This is a genomic window from Glutamicibacter endophyticus (genome assembly GCF_048457885.1).
Classification (GTDB): domain Bacteria; phylum Actinomycetota; class Actinomycetes; order Actinomycetales; family Micrococcaceae; genus Glutamicibacter; species Glutamicibacter endophyticus.
In genome coordinates this window covers 1,826,637-1,845,927 of sequence record NZ_CP174200.1, presented here as the reverse complement: position 1 = coordinate 1,845,927, position 19,291 = coordinate 1,826,637, and the positions used below count along the sequence as shown (strand labels likewise).

Annotated in this window: 16 protein-coding genes; 11 read left to right on the top strand and 5 right to left on the bottom strand. The window is 62.2% G+C overall.

Going from position 1 to position 19,291, the window contains the following annotated elements; translation table 11 throughout:
• Window positions 1–137 precede the first annotated feature (137 nt).
• The 3 genes from ACJD00_RS08610 to ACJD00_RS08600 all read right to left on the bottom strand — a co-directional run bounded on the left by ACJD00_RS08610 (window position 138) and on the right by ACJD00_RS08600 (window position 2,622).
• Complete coding sequence (locus ACJD00_RS08610; protein WP_418906678.1) at window positions 138–587, bottom strand: NUDIX domain-containing protein; 450 nt, start codon at window positions 585–587, stop codon at window positions 138–140.
• Between the two features lie 160 nt (window positions 588–747).
• The gene (locus ACJD00_RS08605) at window positions 748–1,644 is read right to left on the bottom strand and encodes an alpha/beta fold hydrolase (RefSeq protein ID WP_418906677.1); all 897 of its coding nucleotides are present in this window, start codon (window positions 1,642–1,644) and stop codon (window positions 748–750) included.
• Window positions 1,645–1,653: 9 nt separating this feature from the next.
• A complete protein-coding gene (locus ACJD00_RS08600) occupies window positions 1,654–2,622 on the bottom strand; it encodes a sugar-binding transcriptional regulator (RefSeq protein ID WP_418906676.1) in 969 nt (322 codons plus the stop codon).
• Between the two features lie 145 nt (window positions 2,623–2,767).
• Between ACJD00_RS08600 and ACJD00_RS08595 the strand changes: the two genes are divergently transcribed.
• The 9 genes from ACJD00_RS08595 (at window position 2,768) to holA (ending at window position 15,067) form a co-directional block, all read left to right on the top strand.
• Window positions 2,768–4,447, top strand: coding sequence for an FAD-dependent oxidoreductase (locus ACJD00_RS08595; protein WP_418906675.1), 1,680 nt, complete (start codon window positions 2,768–2,770; stop codon window positions 4,445–4,447).
• 101 nt (window positions 4,448–4,548) lie between these two features.
• Window positions 4,549–5,235 carry an MIP/aquaporin family protein gene (locus ACJD00_RS08590; protein ID WP_418909325.1) on the top strand — a complete coding sequence of 229 codons (687 nt, stop codon included), beginning with the start codon at window positions 4,549–4,551 and terminating at the stop codon, window positions 5,233–5,235.
• A gap of 30 nt (window positions 5,236–5,265) precedes the next feature.
• A complete protein-coding gene (glpK, locus tag ACJD00_RS08585; RefSeq protein ID WP_418906674.1) occupies window positions 5,266–6,789 on the top strand; it encodes a glycerol kinase GlpK in 1,524 nt (507 codons plus the stop codon).
• A 216-nt stretch (window positions 6,790–7,005) separates the two neighbouring features.
• Window positions 7,006–7,329, top strand: coding sequence for a hypothetical protein (locus ACJD00_RS08580; protein ID WP_418906673.1), 324 nt, complete (start codon window positions 7,006–7,008; stop codon window positions 7,327–7,329).
• A gap of 211 nt (window positions 7,330–7,540) precedes the next feature.
• Entirely contained in the window at window positions 7,541–10,030 is a 2,490-nt protein-coding gene (leuS, locus tag ACJD00_RS08575; RefSeq protein ID WP_418906672.1) for a leucine--tRNA ligase, read from the top strand.
• A 9-nt stretch (window positions 10,031–10,039) separates the two neighbouring features.
• Window positions 10,040–10,969: a DegV family protein gene (locus ACJD00_RS08570; RefSeq protein WP_418906671.1), complete on the top strand. Its 930-nt coding sequence runs from the start codon at window positions 10,040–10,042 to the stop codon at window positions 10,967–10,969.
• A 97-nt stretch (window positions 10,970–11,066) separates the two neighbouring features.
• Window positions 11,067–11,762 (top strand): helix-hairpin-helix domain-containing protein, encoded by a 696-nt coding sequence (locus ACJD00_RS08565; protein WP_418906670.1) that lies wholly within the window; start codon window positions 11,067–11,069, stop codon window positions 11,760–11,762.
• Entirely contained in the window at window positions 11,759–14,041 is a 2,283-nt protein-coding gene (locus ACJD00_RS08560) for a ComEC/Rec2 family competence protein (protein ID WP_418906669.1), read from the top strand. The genes ACJD00_RS08565 and ACJD00_RS08560 overlap by 4 nt, the downstream gene beginning before the upstream one ends.
• A 36-nt stretch (window positions 14,042–14,077) precedes the next feature.
• Window positions 14,078–15,067, top strand: a complete 990-nt coding sequence (holA, locus tag ACJD00_RS08555; protein ID WP_418906668.1) for a DNA polymerase III subunit delta — start codon at window positions 14,078–14,080, stop codon at window positions 15,065–15,067.
• A gap of 81 nt (window positions 15,068–15,148) precedes the next feature.
• Here the strand turns inward: holA and rpsT are convergent, their stop codons facing one another.
• On the bottom strand, window positions 15,149–15,409 hold the full coding sequence (gene rpsT, locus ACJD00_RS08550) for a 30S ribosomal protein S20 (protein WP_309407099.1): 261 nt from the start codon (window positions 15,407–15,409) through the stop codon (window positions 15,149–15,151).
• Window positions 15,410–15,580: 171 nt separating this feature from the next.
• Window positions 15,581–16,099: a type II toxin-antitoxin system PemK/MazF family toxin gene (locus tag ACJD00_RS08545; RefSeq protein ID WP_418906667.1), complete on the bottom strand. Its 519-nt coding sequence runs from the start codon at window positions 16,097–16,099 to the stop codon at window positions 15,581–15,583.
• Between the two features lie 111 nt (window positions 16,100–16,210).
• Between ACJD00_RS08545 and lepA the strand changes: the two genes are divergently transcribed.
• Together lepA and hemW are read left to right on the top strand one after the other, a co-directional pair.
• The gene (gene lepA / locus ACJD00_RS08540; RefSeq protein WP_418906666.1) at window positions 16,211–18,055 is read left to right on the top strand and encodes a translation elongation factor 4; all 1,845 of its coding nucleotides are present in this window, start codon (window positions 16,211–16,213) and stop codon (window positions 18,053–18,055) included.
• On the top strand, window positions 18,055–19,284 hold the full coding sequence (gene hemW / locus ACJD00_RS08535; RefSeq protein ID WP_418906665.1) for a radical SAM family heme chaperone HemW: 1,230 nt from the start codon (window positions 18,055–18,057) through the stop codon (window positions 19,282–19,284). The genes lepA and hemW overlap by 1 nt, the downstream gene beginning before the upstream one ends.
• Window positions 19,285–19,291: the final 7 nt, after the last annotated feature.

The following is a 19,291-nucleotide window of genomic DNA, read 5'->3' as shown; positions in this document are numbered from 1 at the left end:
ACACACAAGAGCATCTCGAGACGTGCCTCGACTTGACGGACCGCTGGAGATTCAGAGTTCGAACTGTGAAGTGTGCGATCAACGACCGACCGCTGCTTGGATAATCTAGTCTGCAGAGCTTCGATACTGGATATCCGTTAGGCGCCTTGAGTCGAGCCGGTGCGAAGGTTTCCTAGGAGGGCGCCGAGGCCAGCAGCTAACACATGCCCTTGTTTCAGCGGCAACCACCAGCATTCCCAGGTTTCGGGTAGTCCGCCGTGTGAAGGATCGGTCTCACCTGCGATCCAGCGGCGCGTCAAGTCTTGTGGTGCTACCGACAACTCGAAAAAATGTCGGCGAGCGATTTCATTTCGTGCCGGTCGAATATCGTAGGTCGCCGTTCCGAGGCTACGAACCACAGAACCGGTCAAGCCCGTTTCCTCACGTAGCTCGCGTATCGCCGCACGATCGGGTGATTCTCCGGAGTGAATCGAGCCGGCGGGCACCTGAACGCCGGTTACCTGCAGAAGATGCTGCAAATGTGTGAAAACCAGCAAGTGGTCGTCTTGGACTACGTAGCATACGGCTTTCTCAGTGACAACGGGCATATGTGGAGCCTATCAGCGGGAGAGAACTCGCTATCGAAGCATCAAAGACACGATGGGACTGGCGGCAGGCCCACAGGGGCGATGAGCTTACTGAATGGACTTCGGAGGCATCGGCCTGACGTTGCCCAACAGACGAGAGGGGATCGGTTAACGCCGTGTGTTAGGAACTTGACGAGGCGTCGGCCGCTCGGCGGCGTGCGGAGATCTCGCGCAAGAAACCGGTGATCGCCGCGGCAGTCTGCTCGGCCTTCTCATAGTGGATCAGGTGGCCCACGTTTTCGAGCATTACCAGCCGGGCGTCACCGAAGGCATCGCGCAGTCGTTCTTGGCTGGCCGGGCTACCCAGCTCGTCCTCGGCCCCGGCCACCAACAGCGTGGGAAGGTCCAGCGCCGGTGCGTAGTCGAGCACGGTGCTGGTAATCGAGGCGCGGTAGGCCTCGGCCAAGGTGTGCCGGGAGTGGAAACTACCGAAGTAGGCGCGGTGCTGCTCCCGCACGTAGGCGCGCACAGTGGGGTCCTGACTTTTGGTCATCACCAGGCTCATCGAATCCGTGAACATGCGCGAGCGCAACAGGCCCTCGCCGATTCCGGTCGGGAGCGCGGCACAGAGTCGGTAATAGCCGCTGGTAATCCCGGCCAACAAGGCCTGGCTGGATTCCAGGGCAGGTTCGGAAATTGGGTTCAACAGTAGCAGTGCGGCAAAGTCACGTTGGGTGGCCAATTCGGCCGCCACAATAGAGCCGAAGGAGTGCCCGAGCAAGACGGTGCTCCGCGGTAGTTCAAGCTCATCGGCCAGGGCCGCCAGCAGTTCCGCATATCCGGGCACATCATGGGTGCCGGACATCGGGGTGGAGGCGCCGAAACCCGGAAGGTCCGGAACGATGACGGTATATCCGGGCAGTTGCGCCACGATCCGGGCCAGGCCATGGTGATCGCCGCGGAAACCATGCACGGCGAAAATCACCCCGCGTTTACGGGCGGTTGCCGGGAAGCTGAAAACCTTCAGTTCGCTGCCCAATAGGTGGTGGGTGGAGACAAGTTCTTCACGTGCGGCCATGGCAAAAGCCTACCCGCCCAGCAGCGCCATGGCGGTACCCTCGTCGATGATCAGGTCGGTAATTAATTCCCCGGCCAGGGCCCCGCGCACCGCCTCGAGTTTGCCGCGCCCGGCCACCACGCACAGCCGGCGGGGCACTTCACGCAACATGTCGAAGGTGGGACCGGTGGCCCGCGCGTTGATTTCTATGGTGTCGCTGCGACCTTGAGCGTCGAAGAACACCGTGGCCACGTCGCCCACCGCGCCGAGCCGTTCGAGTTCCCGCAGTTCGGCCTCGCTCAGATAACCGCCCCGGTATACCTGCGAGGTGACCGTAGAGGCGGCGGCGCCGAGGGAGAACACGGCCAGGGACATGTCGCGTTGCACGCGCAGCACACGCTGCACCGAGGTTTCGGCCCACATCGCCTGCCGGGTTTCGGCCCGGTCAAAAAAGGCGGGGACCGGAAACTGTTCGATGCGTGCGGTAAAGGACTCCCCAAAACGGGTGAGGATTTCGCTGGCGTAGCCCACCCCGCTGGTGACCGGGTTGGCCGCGCCGTTGAGTTGCACGATCACGGTGTCGTGGGTGGGGTGACTGCCCAGGGCGGTCGACAGCGCCTGCATGGTCGAGCCCCAGGCGACCCCGATGGTCATCGAGGAAGAGACCATGGTGCCCAAGACGTAGGCCGCATGGGCGGTAACTCGCTGGAGAAGTTGGGTGTCGTCCATGGACCCGTCGGTGGGGACCACCTGGACCGAGATGCGGAACCGCTCGGAGAGCTGGGTGCTGAGCATGGCCGAAAGGTTCGCCGCCGGATTGATCTTCACCGACACCATCCCGGTGCGTTTGGCATGCGCTAAAAGCCGGGACACCGTGGAGCGCGAGGTTCCCAGTTCCCGGGCGATGCTCTCCATTTTCATGTCCTGCACGTAGTAGAGCTGCGCCGCACGCAAGGCATCCCGTGTTTTGGGATCCGCGTGCACGGATGTGTCATGCACATAGCGCCGTGACCCGACATTTAACCGGTTTTCCGCCATCGTTCCTAGCAATTCTGCACGTATGTGCAAATAGTTTGACCGCTTTGTTCCATAGTGACCAGACTAACCCTTGAAAAGACCATTTCGTACTTAAGGGTGAGTATTCGTGAATCGAAAGCAGCTCGAGGACCTCCGCGCCAATCCGCAGGCACGCGTCTTAATTGTTGGCGGCGGCATCAATGGCGTAGCGACTTTCCGCTACTTGGCCATGCAGGGGATCGACGTGGCGCTCGTGGAACGCGGGGACTACTGCCAGGGCGCCTCCGGGGCCAGCTCGCACATGATTCACGGCGGCATCCGCTACCTCGAAAACGGTGAATTCCGCCTGGTCCACGAGTCCGTGCAGGAACGCAATTCGCTACTCGAGATCGCCCCGCACTACGTCAAGCCGTTGCAGACCACGATCCCGATCTTCTCAACCTTCTCCGGCATTCTCTCCGCTCCGCTGCGCTTCTTGACCCACAAGTCCGGCAAGCCCACCGAGCGCGGGGCCGTGCTCATCAAGCTCGGCCTGATCATGTATGACGTATTCGCCGGTCTGGGCGGACGTAACACCCCATGGCACAAGTTCCAGCTCGGCGCCAACGGCCGCAAGGAACTGCCGCAGCTTCGCGACGACGTGAAGTACACCGCCACCTACTTCGATGCCTCGGTGCACAACCCGGAGCGCCTGACCCTCGACGTGCTGCGCGAGGGCCTCGAGGCCAATGACAAGGCCCGTGCCAGCAACTACGTGTCGATGACCGGTTTCGAAGGCGGCAAGGCCCGACTGCGCGATGAGCTGACCGGGGACGAGTTCGACTTCGAAGCCGATGTAATCATCAACGCCACCGGCGCCTGGGTGGATCTGACCAACGAGCAGCTGGGGAAGAACACCAAGTGGACCGGCGGCACCAAGGGCTCGCACATCGTGCTCGATCACCCGGAGCTGCTCGCCGCCACCGGCGGACGCGAGATCTTCTTCGAGCACTCCGATGGCCGCATCGTGCTGATCTACCCAATGCTCGGCCGCGTGCTGGTGGGCACCACCGACCTCGAGCACGATATGCGCGAACCGGCCGTGTGCACCGACGAAGAGATCCAGTACTTCTTCGATCTGGTTCACCACGTCTTCCCGAAGCTGAACGTCACCAAGGACGACATCGTCTACAGCTTCTCCGGGGTACGCCCGCTGCCGAACCACGACGACACGGCCCCCGGCTTCGTCTCCCGCGACTACCAGGTCAAGGACACCCGCCTGACCGATAAGACCACCATGCTTTCGCTGATCGGTGGCAAGTGGACCACCTTCCGCGCCCTGAGCGAATCGCTCGGCGGCAAGGCCCTGGAGCTACTCGGTGCCCGCCAGGTCGCCAGCACCGCCGGGGTGGCCATCGGCGGCGGTAAGAACTACCCGAAGAACGAGGGTGAGCTCGCCGCCTGGTTCGCAGCCCGTGAGGGGCAGGCCAGCCGGCAGCGTCTGCAAGTCCTGCTCGAACGCTACGGCACTCGCGCCGACGAGCTGCTCGAGATCATCAAGGACGGCGAGCAGCCGCTGGAGCACAGCGACGAACTCTCCGTTGAAGAACTGGCACATATGGCCGCCAATGAACAGGTCGGACGCCTGATCGACGTGTTCATCCGCCGTACCAACCTGGCCTTCCGGGGCCTGGTTACCAAGGATTTGGTGCATGAGGTCGCCGACGGCCTCGCCGCACCGATGGGCTGGGATTCCAGCCGCAAGGAAACCGAAATTGAGCACGCGCTTTCGGTGCTAGCCGATGCACACCAGGTGCAGCTCGTCTAGCAAATTCATCACTGGTATCAAAGAGGTGCCAGTTCGTCGAAACATTAATGAGGTCAACGTTGTCCGCTAATGTGTTTTTTGCCGAAATGCTCGGCACGTTTATGTTGTTGCTGCTTGGTTGCGGCGTGGTCGCCAACGTCGTACTGGCCAAGACCAAAGGTAATGGAGCCGACTGGCTGACCATCGCTTTCGGTTGGGGCCTTGGCGTGTTCGCCGGTGTGTGGGTTGCCGCGGCATCCGGTGCGCACCTGAACCCTGCCGTGACCGTCGGTTTGATGGTCAACGGTGACGTCCAGGAGTTTGCCCCGGGCGTCGATAAGACCTTCCTGAACATGCTGCTCTACTTTGTCGCCCAGATGCTCGGTGCCTTCCTCGGTGCCGTCGGTGCCTGGCTGTCCTACAAGCAGCACTTCGACGAGGAGCCCGAGGCCGCCAGCAAGCTCGGCGTCTTCTCCACCGGCCCGGCCATCCGTTCCTACGGGTGGAATCTGCTTACCGAGATCGTCGCTACCTTCGTGCTGGTCTTCGTGATTGCCGGCTTCGGTAAGACCCCGCACGGTCTGGGCCCACTGGCCGTGGCCCTGCTGGTTGTCGCCATCGGTGCCTCCCTCGGTGGCCCGACCGGCTACGCCATCAACCCCGCACGTGACCTTGGCCCGCGTATCGCCCACGCCCTGCTGCCGATCAAGGGCAAGGGTTCGAGCGACTGGTCCTACGCCTGGGTGCCGATCGTCGGCCCGATCATCGGCGGCGCCGCCGGTGGTTTGCTCGCCATGGCCATGTTCTAATCATCGATCAGCGAAAGTGACATCGAAGTTATGAGTACCACTAAGTACGTCATCGCCATCGACCAGGGAACCACCTCGTCGCGCGCCATCGTTTTCAACCACGCCGGAGACATCGTCTCCGTCGGCCAGCTCGAACACGAGCAGATCTTCCCGGCCGCCGGCTGGGTTGAGCACGATCCAGCCGAAATCTGGAACAACGTGCGCGAAGTCATCGGTCAGGCCCTGTCCAAGGCCAACCTGACCCGCCACGATATCGAAGCAGTGGGTATCACTAACCAGCGCGAAACCGCGGTGGTGTGGGATAAGAACACCGGCGAAGCCGTGTACAACGCCATCGTCTGGCAGGACACCCGCACCCAGGACATCGTGGACGAATTGGCCGCCAATGGGGGAGTGGAACGCTACAAGGACCGTGTTGGTCTGCCGCTGGCCACCTACTTCTCCGGCACCAAGATCAAGTGGATCCTGGACAATGTGGACGGCGCGCGTGAGCGGGCCGAAGCCGGAGACTTGATCTTCGGTAACACCGACACCTGGGTGCTGTGGAACCTCACCGGCGGCGTGGACGGCGGCGTGCACGTCACCGACGTCACCAACGCCTCGCGCACCCTGTTCATGGACCTGAAGACCCTGACCTGGGATGAAGAGATCCTCGCGGACTTCGGCGTTCCGGTGAGCATGATGCCCGAGATCCGTTCCTCCTCCGAGGTCTACGGCACCGTGGCCGGCAACCAGCTGTTGCGCGAGGTGCCGGTAGCGGGCATTCTCGGCGACCAGCAGGCCGCAACCTTCGGTCAGGCCGCCTTCGACTCGGGCAAGGCCAAGAACACCTACGGCACCGGTTGCTTCTTGATCTTCAACACCGGCAACGAGATCGTGCACTCCTCGAACGGGTTGCTCACCACCATGGCCTACAAACTCGGCGACAACGCCCCGGTCTACGCCCTCGAGGGCTCGATCGCCGTGGCCGGTTCGCTTGTGCAGTGGCTGCGTGACAACATCGGCATGATCGCCACCGCCCCGGAGATCGAGAAGTTGGCCGAGCAGGTTGAGGACAACGGCGGCGTGTACATCGTGCCGGCCTTCTCCGGCCTATTCGCCCCGTACTGGCGCTCGGATGCCCGCGGTGCGATCGTGGGTCTGACCCGCTACGCCAATAAGCATCACATCGCCCGCGCGGCACTGGAGGCCACGGCCTTCCAGACCCGTGAGGTGCTCGATGCGGTCAACGCCGACGCCGAGGTGCCGCTGACCGAACTGAAGGTCGACGGCGGCATGGTTGCGAACGACGCGCTCATGCAGTTCCAAGCCGACATTCTCGGTGTACCGGTGGTCCGCCCGAAGGTCACCGAGACCACTGCACTGGGTGCGGCCTACGCCGCTGGCCTAGCGGTGGGCTTCTGGAAGGACCTGGGCGAACTGGGTTCGAACTGGTCCGAGGATAAGCGCTGGGAGCCACAGTTGGGCGAGGAGGAGCGCGAGCGCCGTCTCCGTTTGTGGAAGAAGGCCGTCACCCGCACCTTCGACTGGGTTGACGAGGACACCAAGGCCTAATCAATACCGGTAAAACCGACGCGCACCCCGTGATAGATGTTCAGTGAATTGGACATCAATCACGGGGTGTTTGCGTTTTGGCCACCGAACCGAGGCCGCATTAATCGCGCAATCTATTGCCGAAAAATCCCGGAAATAGGACATACTGGTTTTAATCATTCGAGAATGTCTTTCGCCCCGCGCCTCGGGCGGTGGACCCCAAGGACGGAGCGGGGCATGTACGGAGCCATCCAGGTCATTCAGATTACGCCGGGAGAGCAGGAGCTGGTGCTGCTGACCAAGGAATTTGCTGAACGGGTAGACCTCGAGGAACAGGTTCACGAATTGCAGGTGGCCATGCGTTATATGCACGATGCACGGCCATTGGGGGCAGATAGCCCGCGGCTCATTGCGGTGATCGTCGATGAAATCGATATTGAACTCGACTCATTCGAAATCAGCGAACCCGTGGCCTACACCTTGCTCGAAATTGACGATCCTAGCCTCGAAGAACTACGCGAACGCGCCCTAGCAAACCAGCGCGAAGAGAGCATCTATTAGAGTCAGCCCTCCGCTACCGGAGCACCGCGCACCGCCGGGGTGTGAGCGAGCGGACACGAAGCCGATTCCCACTGCGCTCTGCGGTAGAATCGGCGTATGAAACCCCAGTGACACCGGCTTTTGCCGGAGTCGACACCCTCGTGAGTGAACGGGGGTGTTTGCACGTTATGGGAGTTAGCCCCTTTTCCGACCGTTTTGTGAGACGAGCTCAGTGACATCAGCGACGAACGAGACCAGTACATACGACTTTAAGACCATCGAGGCCAAGTGGCTGCCGAAGTGGGATGAACTTGAGGTCTTCAAGCCCGCCGACGACGGCACGGCCGAGCGCCGCTATGTACTAGATATGTTCCCGTACCCCTCGGGCGACCTGCACATGGGTCACGCCGAGGCCTTCGCCATGGGCGATGTGGTGGCACGCTACTGGAAGCTCAAGGGCTTCGACGTGATGCACCCGATCGGTTGGGACTCCTTCGGCCTGCCGGCCGAAAACGCGGCCATTAAGCGCGATGCCCACCCGGCCGAGTGGACCTACAAGAACATCGACACGCAGGCCGCCTCCTTCAAGCGCTATGCCATCAGCGCCGACTGGTCCCGCCGCCTGCACACCTCGGACCCGGAATACTACCGCTGGACCCAGTGGCTGTTTGCCCGCTTCTACGAGAAGGGTCTGGCCTACCGCAAGGACCACCCGGTGAACTGGTGCCCGAAGGACCAGACCGTGCTGGCCAACGAGCAGGTCGTCAACGGCGCCTGCGATCGCTGCGGCACCACGGTGACCAAGAAGTCCTTGAACCAGTGGTACTTCAAGATCACCGAGTACGCCGATCGCCTGCTCGAGGACATGGAGCAGCTCAAGGGCCACTGGCCCGAGCGCGTGCTGCTCATGCAGAAGAACTGGATTGGCCGCTCCGAGGGCGCCGAGGTCGAGTTCGCGATCGAAGCCACCGAGGACAAGCCGGGCAAGACCATTCCGGTATTCACCACCCGTCCAGACACCCTGTATGGTGCCACCTTCATGGTGGTTGCGGCGGACGCGGCGCTGGCCGATGAGCTGGTGACCGACGAGCACCGCCAGGCGCTGAGCGACTACCAGGAGCAGGTCAAGGCGCTTTCGGAGATCGAGCGCCAGTCCACCGAGCGTGAAAAGACCGGTGTGTTCACCGGCCGTTACGGCATCAACCCGCTCTCGGGTGAGAAGCTGCCGATCTGGGCCGCCGACTACGTGCTGGCCGATTACGGCACCGGCGCCATCATGGCGGTGCCGGCACACGACCAGCGCGACCTGGACTTTGCCCGCACCTTCGACCTGCCGGTCCGCGTGGTCGTGGACACCGGCGAAGAGAACCCGGCCGAGAGCGGCGTAGCCACCAGCGGCGAAGGTACCTTGGTGAACTCCGGTGAGCTCAACGGACTGAACAAGGCCGAGGCCATCGCCAAGGCCATTGAGATCATCGAGGCTGCCGGGACCGGCAAGCACACGGTGAACTTCCGCCTGCGCGACTGGTTGCTCTCCCGCCAGCGTTTCTGGGGAACCCCGATCCCGATCATTCACTGTGTTGATTGCGGCGAGGTACCGGTACCGGATGATCAGCTGCCGGTGCGTCTGCCCGATAACCTGCGCGGTGAGCAGCTGGCTCCGAAGGGCACCAGCCCGTTGGCCGCGGCCGAGGACTGGGTCAACGTGCCCTGCCCGCGCTGCGCCAAGCCGGCCAAGCGCGATACCGACACCATGGATACCTTCGTGGACTCCTCCTGGTACTTCCTGCGCTTCACCTCCCCGAACTACACCGAGGGCCCCTTCGACCCGAAGGCCGTGCGTGACTGGATGCCGGTGGGGCAGTACGTCGGCGGTGTGGAGCACGCGATTCTGCACCTGCTCTACGCACGTTTCTTCACCAAGGTGATCCACGACCTGGGCCTGATCGACGCCACCGAGCCATTCAGCGCGTTGCTGAACCAAGGGCAGGTACTCAACGGCGGTAAGGCCATGAGTAAGTCGCTGGGTAACGGCGTGGACCTGGGTGAGCAGCTGGACAAGTTCGGTGTGGATGCCGTGCGTCTGACCATGGTCTTCGCCTCGCCGCCAGAGGACGATGTGGACTGGGCCGATGTTTCCCCGGCTGGTTCGCAGAAGTTCCTTGCGCGTGCATGGCGCATCGCTCAGGACGTGGCTAGCGCCCCGGGCGTGGACTACGGCACCGGAGACAAGGCACTGCGCCAGGTCATCCACCGCACCGTCAACGAGTCGGCCCAGCTGTTGGACTCGGGCAAGTTCAACGTGGTGATCGCCAAGACCATGGAATTGGTCAACGCCACCCGTAAGACCATCGATTCCGGTGCCGGCGCCGCCGATCCGGCCGTCCGCGAGGCTGCCGGCGTTACCGCCCAGTTGCTGAGCCTGTTCGCCCCATACACGGCCGAAGACATGTGGGCCCAACTCGGTTACGAAGCCTCCGTAGCCACCAGCGCCTGGCCCGAGGTTGACGAGTCCCTGCTGGTCGATGACACCATCACCGCAGTGGTACAGGTCAAGGGCAAGGTGCGCGCCCGCCTCGAGGTGTCCGTTGACATCAGCGAGGAAGAGTTGCGCGAGCTGGCGCTGGCCGATGCCAACGTCGTGCGTCTGCTTGATGGCAAGGATCCGCTCAAGGTGATTGTGCGGGCCCCGAAGCTCGTGAATGTGGTTCCCGCACCGTAAGCTCGGATCATGAACGAACGCAGCGCAGGAGCGCGGACCGGGTGGCTGTCTCGATGGCGCCCGGGCCGCGCTCCTGCGCGTTCACGGATCGGGATTGTTGTCGATTCGGCCAGTTGTCTCCCCGAGGAATTTTCCCACGCGCCAGACCTCATCGAATTAACCATCCCGATTATTGTCGACGATGAGGTCCAAGACGGCGACACTCAGGCACTGCTCATGGGTTTGGCCATGGGCAAGGCGGTACGCACCTCCCGCCCGGCACCGGGACAGTTCGTTTCGGCGTACACCCGGCTGCAGGAAGCCGGGTGCAAGGAAATCGTCTCGGTGCACCTTTCCGGAGCACTGTCGGGGACCTTCGAAGCAGCTCGGTTGGCGGCATCCCAGGTGACAATTCCGGTGCATGTCATCGACACACGCACCGCGGCGGCACCCATAGGTTTTGCGGTCGCCGAAATGGCGCGTGCACGGGCCGCCGGGGCAGATGTTGAGCAGTTACTGTCTCTGGCCCGACAGGCCGAGAAGTACGTGGTCTACTTTGCGGTGCCTTCCTTGGAAACCCTGCGTCGAGGAGGACGGATTTCGGCCGTCTCGGGTGTCCTCGGAACGCTGCTGAACGTCAAGCCGATCCTCGGGATCAACGACGGGTCAATTGTGGCGTTGGAGAAGCCGCGCTCCTTCGAACGAGCCCAAGGGCGCCTGGTGACGTTGGCGCGCACGCGGGCCGCGGCGTGCCAGGGACCGGTGCGAATCGGCGTCATGCACTTTGGCGCCGCGGAACTCGCCCAAGAAGTCGCCGCCGAACTCTCCGATATTGGCGAGGAAGCGGTTCTGGTGCAGTCGCTTCCGGCGGTGCTGGCCGCGCATACTGGGATCGGGGTGCTCGCCATTTGCGTAGCCGGTCTTCCCGCCGAAGAAGAACCAAGTAGCGAGGCAACCTAGGGCTGTAGCGGATCCGGATATGATTTCCGGTCATCGCGTTCCACAGTCCGCGGATAGGTAAGTCCGCCGTGTTACTTCGGAGCAGACACTGTGGCTTATGGGCCGCCACGATCTCTTCAGTAGCTTCGCTCCGCGCCCGGCGCGGCTACGCTTTGCCGTGTCCAGAATCGCCGTACTTGCCCTGCTCGCCGCTGTGCTGACGTGGATCGTGGCCTCACTGCTCATATCCCCACCGCCACGCTCCGAAGCGCAACATCCGTTGCCGCTCCGAGAGGAATCCTCGCAACCTCAAGTCACTACGAGCCCGGCTCCAAGCGGCTCGAGCACTACCCAGAGCTCTAGCGAGGGCGCAGTAGTAATGGTGCACGTGGTCGGGGCGGTGAAAAATCCTGGGGTCTACCGCCTTCGCAAGGGCGAACGCGCGATCGATGCGGTGACCGCCGCCGGGGGACTGCGCAAGGACGCGGAAGACTCTGGACTCAATCTCGCGGCCGTTCTCGTCGACGGCTCGCAACTCTACATTCCCACCCATGACGAGACTACCCAGCGGAGGCCAGACGGCCCCGGGCCTGCTGCGCCGGTGACCTCGCAAACACAAGAGCTAATCCCGCTGAATTCCGCGGACGCCCAACAACTGGAGCAACTTCCCGGAATCGGCCCCACACTGGCCGAACGCATCATCGCCTTCCGCACCGAACATGGCGGCTTTAGCGATATTGCCGAACTCGACGCCGTGCCCGGGATTGGCCAGGTACTATTCGAGCGACTTAAAGATCGTGTCTCGGTGCCATGAGCACCGACCTTCGCGGGCTTTGGTTACTTACCGGAGCCTGGGTGTGTGCACTGCTTCGTCCCGACCCCATCGTGGCGGCGCCCTTAGCTGCGGTGATCTTTGTGCTCACCGTGCTTCTGCTGCGCCAGCGACATGCTACGGGCTATGCGGCCCCCTGGTTCACCGCCCCATTGTTGCTAGCCCTCGCGGCACTGGCCATGGTCGGGTTATCGGTGGTTCAACCACAATGTGAGCTCCCCGGCCCGGCGGAGCAATCCCGACGTGCACGCGTAGAGTTTCGCGAAATCGTGGCCCCGAAAATCGATGGCAGGGTGCAAGGTCGGGCGCAGCTGTTGGCCTATCGGCAATCGGACCAGCACAGCCCCGCGTGGCAGTCTTGCACACTGGATATTTATCTCACGCTTCCCAAGGCGCCACCGGAACACGCACAGACCCTTGAAGTGCTACTCAGCTTGGAGCGCAATGATACTGGAGGCTCGATCGACTGGTGGGCGCGAGGACTCTCCGAACCGAGCGTGCTCTCCTACAGAACTTCCTCTATCGCGGACCGCGTTAAGGCTCGGTTACCGGCCATGCTTGAGGGAGCACCGGAACAGGGCCGCGCGCTACTGCCGGGGATGTTGTACGGCGACCGTTCGGGCCAGGATGAAGAACTCAGCGCGGCCATGAAACTCACCGGGCTCAGCCATTTGACGGCGGTCAGCGGCTCGAACTGTGCCCTGCTGACCGCACTGGCTCTACGATGTTTGCGGGCACTGGGCCTTGGGCGCTGGAGTTCGGGGCTCGGCGCACTGAGCGTACTAGGGCTCTTCGTCGTCTTCGTGGGGCCGGACCCGAGCGTGCTGCGTGCAGGGGTCATGGGCGCCATCGGCGCCGTCGCACTACTAAGCGGTCGTGGGCGCGGCTCGCTGGGCGTGTTGTCCTTTAGCGGGTGTATTCTGCTGGCCGTTAATCCTTCACTGGCAACCGAGCCAGGTTTTGCGCTGTCCATGCTGGCGACCCTGGGCATCATCCTCTTTGGAACTGGGCTCAGCGACGCGCTAGGTCGCTGGATGCCGAATCTTCTAGCGCAGGCCACCGCGATCTGCCTGGCCGCACAGCTGACCTGTTTGCCGATAATTATCGCCCTCTCGGGAAGCTTGAGTCCGTACACCGTCCCGCTGAACCTGATGGCCGCGCCGCTAGTTCCCGGAATTACGGTGCTTGGACTTTTCGCCTTGCTGCTGGCAGGGGCGCTGGCCCCGCTCGCTCAGGTACTGGCCCACATGGCGGTGTGGCCTGCCGAGCTGATCGGTCGAGCGGCGCTGCACGCGGTGAACTTGCCCGGGGCTGCGAGACCGTGGCCCGAAGGTGCGGCCGGTCTCTGGCTGGCAGTGGCGGTGAGCCTTGGACTGAGCGTCATTCTGCTCGGCCGGCTTCATGCCGAGCGGCCAGTAGCACAGCGGATTTTGCGCTTTGCGCTACCGATGACGCTCGTGGTGCTCGTCGCCGCAATGTTCCCGCTGAGCCTGCTATTGCCGCCGAAGTTGCCCAGCGACTGGGACATCGCCCTGTGCGACGTGGGACAGGGCGATGGAATGGTGCTCAATGCTGGCTCGGGGGCCGGTTGGTTGATCGACACCGGCCCACCGGAAAGCGAGATCCTCGGCTGTTTACGTTCCTTAGGGGTACGCGAACTACCATGGGTCTTTCTCAGCCATGAGCACGCCGATCATATTGGCGCGCTGCCACAACTACGCACCTCGGGGCTCCCTATCGGGAAGATCTTCATCCCGGAGGGCTTCGATCCTTCGCTTGTCCCGGAGGCAACGGTCCTTCGGCAGGGGGAGCGCGGTGGGACACCCGAGCTTTCCTATGCGGTGCTCGGCCCGACGCCCGGAGAGAGCTCAAGTAACCCCAACGATCATTCCCTGGTGTTGCGGTTCGAGTTCGATACCGCAGGCGAGAGCGTAGCGAGCCTCGTCACCGCCGGGGACATGGAGCAAGAATCGATGGCGGCGCTCTTACGGCGCCGACCTATCGCACCGGCTACCGTGCTGAAAGCCTCCCATCATGGGGCGCGTAACGGGGGAGCGGACATCATTGAAGCGGTACGACCCCAACTCTTTCTTATTTCGGTCGGCGCGCAGAACAGTTATGGTCATCCGCACGCACAAATCCTCGACCGGGCTCGCGCCGTAGGAGCAAGGATCCTGCGCACAGACCACTCGGGCACGGTTCTGGTCACATTCGACGCCGAGCAGATCCGAGTGAACACGATCCGCTGGCCGGTTCGATAAGATCGAGGCTGCACCCAATTGTCTTGAAGGAGCACGATGGCACGCGCCCAGACCCCGGCGGGGATCCCCTGGCGGGACCTGCAACCCCAACCCCTGATTCTGCTCAGCGGCTCGGAAGATTATTTGGCGTCGCGCGCTTTCGAAGCCATGCGGCGGGCCGCCATGGGACGCGGAGACATTGGGCACACCGTGCTATCGGCCTCGGGCTACGAGCCAGGATCGTTGCTGATGGCCACCAGCGCCTCACTCTTTTCAAGCGCCAACCTCGTCGAGGTCCACAATCTGGCGACGATGAACGAGGACTTCCTCAAGGATGGGCTCAAATATTTGCAGGACCCGGCCCCAGATACCGTGCTGATCATGCACCATTCGGGAGGAACCCGCGGTAAGAAGCTGCTGGATGCGGTGAAGAAGGCCGGGGCAGTGGTCGTTAATTGTCAGCCGCTGAAACGCGACAGCGAAAAGATCGACTTCGTGATGGCCGAGTTTAAGGCCGCCAAACGCCGGATCACCAATGATGCGGTTAAGGCCCTCGTCGCGGCCGTTGGATCCTCGCTCTCCGAGCTGGGGGCCAGCGTGCATCAATTGCTGGAGGACACCACGGGCGTTGTCGACGAAGCCGTGGTGGATAAGTACTACGGCGGTCGAGTCGAGGCTACCGCGTTCAAGGTGGCCGACGCGGCCGTGTCGGGTAATGCGTATTTAGCCTTGGCCACCTTGCGTCATGCCTTGGATACCGGCACCGATCCGATTCCGGTGGTCGCCACCTTAGCGATGAAGGTGCGATTGATGGCCAAGGTGCTTGGCGTGAACGAGCCCGCCGCGCAACTGGCCTCCGAACTGGGCATGGCGCCATGGCAGGTACAGGCGGCACAGCAGCAGTCCCGCGGCTGGAAACGTGCCGACGTGGCAGCCTGCGTCGAGCATGTGGCGCAGACCGACCGCATGGTCAAAGGTGGCGGCAAGTCGCCGGGGTATGCCTTGGAGCGGGCGGTACTCTTCATTGCCGGTAAGGCTCCGCGCTAGCGGTTAGAAACGAGTTAAAAACAGTTCGGCCCGGTAGATTCCGAAGAATCTACCGGGCCGAACTATGAAGCTTCGCTTTGCTTAGAGGGCGTTAACCTTCTGGGCAAGGGCCGACTTGCGGTTTGCTGCGTTGTTCTTGTGCAGCACACCCTTGCTGACTGCCTTGTCCAGCTTCTTGCCGGCCAAGCGCAGAGCGTCGGTTGCCTTCTCCTTGTCACCGGCTGCCACGGCAGCGTTGACGTTACGGATCACGGTCTTGACCTCGGAGCGGACTGCTACGTTACGCAGGCGAGCCTTTTCGTTGGTCAGGATGCGCTTCTTCTGGGACTTGATGTTAGCCACTTAATAAACTCTCTCGTTTATCGTCTTATACGGTCGGTAGAGGGTTCATCCTTCAAGCCATCGACTGAGCGGTGTGGGGCACCTATGGCGACCCGAAGGGGGCGGTCCACCCAACCAGATGGACACACAAGCATTAACCCTAGCACATTGGGCCGGTCAGACCCACGTGACTTAGCGCTCGTTGAGCGCCTTAACTACGCGCTCGAAACGCCGACGATCCAGCACGGCACCCTCGCGGCGAATGCCATCCGGGGCAAGGCGAATAATGCGGTCAAGTTTGACCTCGCTTTCGCGACGTTGCCGGTCCCAGTCGCCGGTCCCAATATCGAGGTAGTCGGGATCCTGCGTGCGCCCGTTGCCGTGATCCTTGCTGGTGAGCATGAGCCCCAAGAGCCACCGACCATCACGGCCAACGACCAGTACCGGGCGGTCTTTGCCCTGGGTGTGATCCTCTTCGTAAGGAACCCACGACCAGACGACCTCGCCGGGATCAGCTTGACCGTCGAGCTCCGGTGCATATTCGAAGGTGACCCGTCCGGTGAAATCTCCGGGATAGCCCTCGGCCACTCGGGTCGTGCCCGCCGGGTTCGCGGTGCGGTGCGAACGCTGCGCAGGGGCCTTTTGGGAGGAAGAAAGTACCTTGAAGACCTGGTTTACGACCCTGAAGATCTTCTCAACGTTGATTGCCATAGCTGACAAACTATCAGCACGCGATGGCCTAACTACGGATCCGCAGTGTAGTCATGAGAGAATGAGGGTTAATTCTGCATGTAACTTCATCAGCAAGTGAGGTCTGTTTAGGTGTCTCCCATGGCCCGCACCGCTCAGGTGCCCGCCGCGACCGATCCGTCGCTCATCCGAAATTTCTGCATCATCGCACATATCGACCACGGTAAGTCGACCCTGGCCGATAGAATGCTGCAGCTTACCGGCGTGGTCGCCGCCCGCGATATGAAGGCCCAGTACCTGGACCGGATGGATATCGAACGCGAGCGCGGTATCACCATTAAGTCCCAGGCCGTACGCATGCCGTGGGAGCTCGATGGGCAGTCGTACGCGCTGAACATGATCGATACCCCCGGCCACGTGGACTTCACCTATGAGGTCTCTCGCTCGCTGGCAGCCTGCGAGGGTGCCATCCTGCTGGTAGACGCCGCTCAGGGTATCGAAGCGCAGACCCTAGCGAACCTGTACTTGGCCATCGAAGGCGACCTGACCATCATTCCGGTGCTCAACAAGATTGACCTGCCCAACGCGCAGCCGGAAAAGTACGCTGCGGAACTGGCCGGCCTGATCGGGTGCGAACCGGAAGACGTGCTGAAGGTATCCGGTAAGACCGGTGAGGGCGTCGAGGCGCTGCTCGATGAGGTTGTGCGTCAGCTTCCTGCCCCGGTCGGCGAAGCCAACGCCCCGGCCCGCGCCATGATCTTCGACTCGGTCTACGACACCTACCGCGGTGTGGTGACCTATGTGCGTGTGGTCGATGGCAACTTGAAGCCACGTGAACGCATCGAAATGATGTCGACCGGCACCACCCACGAACTTCTCGAAATTGGCGTCTCCTCACCGAACCCGATCCCCACCAAGGGTTTGGGTGTCGGTGAAGTGGGCTACCTGATTACCGGTGTGAAGGACGTCCGACAGTCCAAGGTCGGTGACACCGTCACCAACAACGCGAATCCGGCTACCGAAAACCTGGGCGGCTACGAAGAACCCAAGCCCATGGTGTTCTCCGGCCTGTATCCGATTGACGGATCGGACTACCCGGCCTTGCGCGATGCTCTGGATAAGCTTCAACTCAACGACGCCGCGCTGGTCTACGAACCGGAGACCTCGGTGGCACTGGGCTTCGGCTTCCGCGTGGGCTTCCTCGGCTTGCTGCACCTCGAAATTACGCGCCAGCGCCTCGAGGCCGAGTTCGGGCTGGACCTGATTTCCACCGCTCCTAACGTGGTGTACCGGGTGATGGGCGAAGACAAGCAAATGATCACGGTGACCAACCCGTCGGAATTCCCCGATGGGAAGATCCTCGAGGTGCACGAGCCGATGGTCTCGGCCACCATTTTGGCGCCGAGCGAGTTCATTGGCGCCATCATGGAACTGTGCCAGTCGCGTCGCGGCACCATGGGCGGCATGGACTACCTCTCCGAGGATCGTGTCGAAATGCGCTACCGGCTACCGCTGGCGGAAATCGTCTTCGACTTCTTCGACCAGCTCAAATCCAAGACGCGTGGCTACGCCTCGCTGGACTGGAAGGCCGACGGGGAGCAGACCGCCGACCTGGTCAAGGTCGACATCCTGCTCCAGGGCGACCAGGTGGACGCATTTAGCGCCATCACCCACCGCGATAAGGCGTACGCCTACGGCACCATGATGGCCACCAAGCTACGCGAGCTCATTCCACGCCAGCAGTTCGAAGTGCCGATTCAGGCAGCCATCGGCTCTCGCATCATTGCCCGTGAGAACATTCGAGCGATTCGCAAGGACGTGCTGGCCAAATGCTACGGCGGTGACATCAGCCGTAAGCGCAAGTTGCTGGAGAAGCAGAAGGAAGGCAAGAAGCGCATGAAGATGGTCGGTCGCGTGGAGGTTCCGCAGGAAGCCTTCATCGCCGCACTGTCCTCGGACGAGCCGAAAAAGAAGTAATGCCCTCAGTTCTTCCCGACGGTGACCCGGCACCAGCCGACGGGTTGCTACCCCCCGCGTGCGCCGAAGGCGCCGCGGGGCGTAGCTTCTCCTTCTACGTGCATATTCCGTTTTGCACGGTTCGCTGCGGTTACTGTGACTTCAACACCTACACGGCCACCGAACTCGGATCCGGCGCCTCCCAACTGACCTATGCGCAAACCGTCTCACGGGAAATCGACTTCGCCGAGCAGGTTCTCGAGCGCTCCGGTATTCCGCAACGCACGGTCGATACCGTATTTTTCGGTGGTGGCACGCCCACCCTGTTGCCTGCCGCGGACCTGGTGACCGTGTTGCAGCGCATTGTCCAGCGATTCGGACTGACGCCCGGGGCGGAGGTCACCACCGAGGCCAACCCCGATTCGGTCACTCGTGAGTCGTTGGCCGAATTGGCGGCGGGCGGATTCACGCGCGTGTCCTTCGGCATGCAGTCCGCGGTACCCCACGTGTTGCAGGTTCTGGAACGGACGCATGATCCGCGCCGATTACCGCAGGTGGTCAGCTGGGCCCGGGAGGCCGGGCTGGAAGTAAGCGTGGACCTAATCTATGGCACACCGGGGGAATCGCTCGAGGACTGGCGCACCAGCATCGAAGCGGCATTGGCCCTGGAGCCGGACCATATCAGTGCCTATGCGTTGATCATTGAGGAGGGCACCAAATTGGCGGCCCAGATCCGCCGCGGTCAAGTGCCGAATATCGACGATGACGATCATGCCGAGAAGTACCAGCTGGCGGACGAGCTTTTTGCCGGCGGCGGGTATGGCTGGTACGAGGTCAGTAACTGGGCGCGCGAACCACGATTTGCTTGCGACCACAATCTCGCCTACTGGAAGGGTGGGGATTGGTGGGGTGCCGGCCCGGGCGCTCACTCCCATGTCGGCGGTCTGCGCTGGTGGAATGTGAAGCATCCGGCGGCTTATCAGCAGCGGATCGACGCGGAAATTTCTCCCGGCGCCGGACGCGAGTTCCCCGATGCTGAGGCCGTGGAGCTCGAACGCACCATGCTTTTGACGCGGCTATCCAGTGGGATGCCCTTGGAGCTACTCAGCGGCGAAGCGCGGCAGAACGTGGCCGGGCTCATCGCCGATTCACTGATTGATCCAAAGCAGGCCCTCCAAGGAACGTTGGTCTTAACGCAACGAGGCCGGCTCTTGGCCGACCTCGTAGTACGTCAACTGCTCGGATTCTGAGCAATCG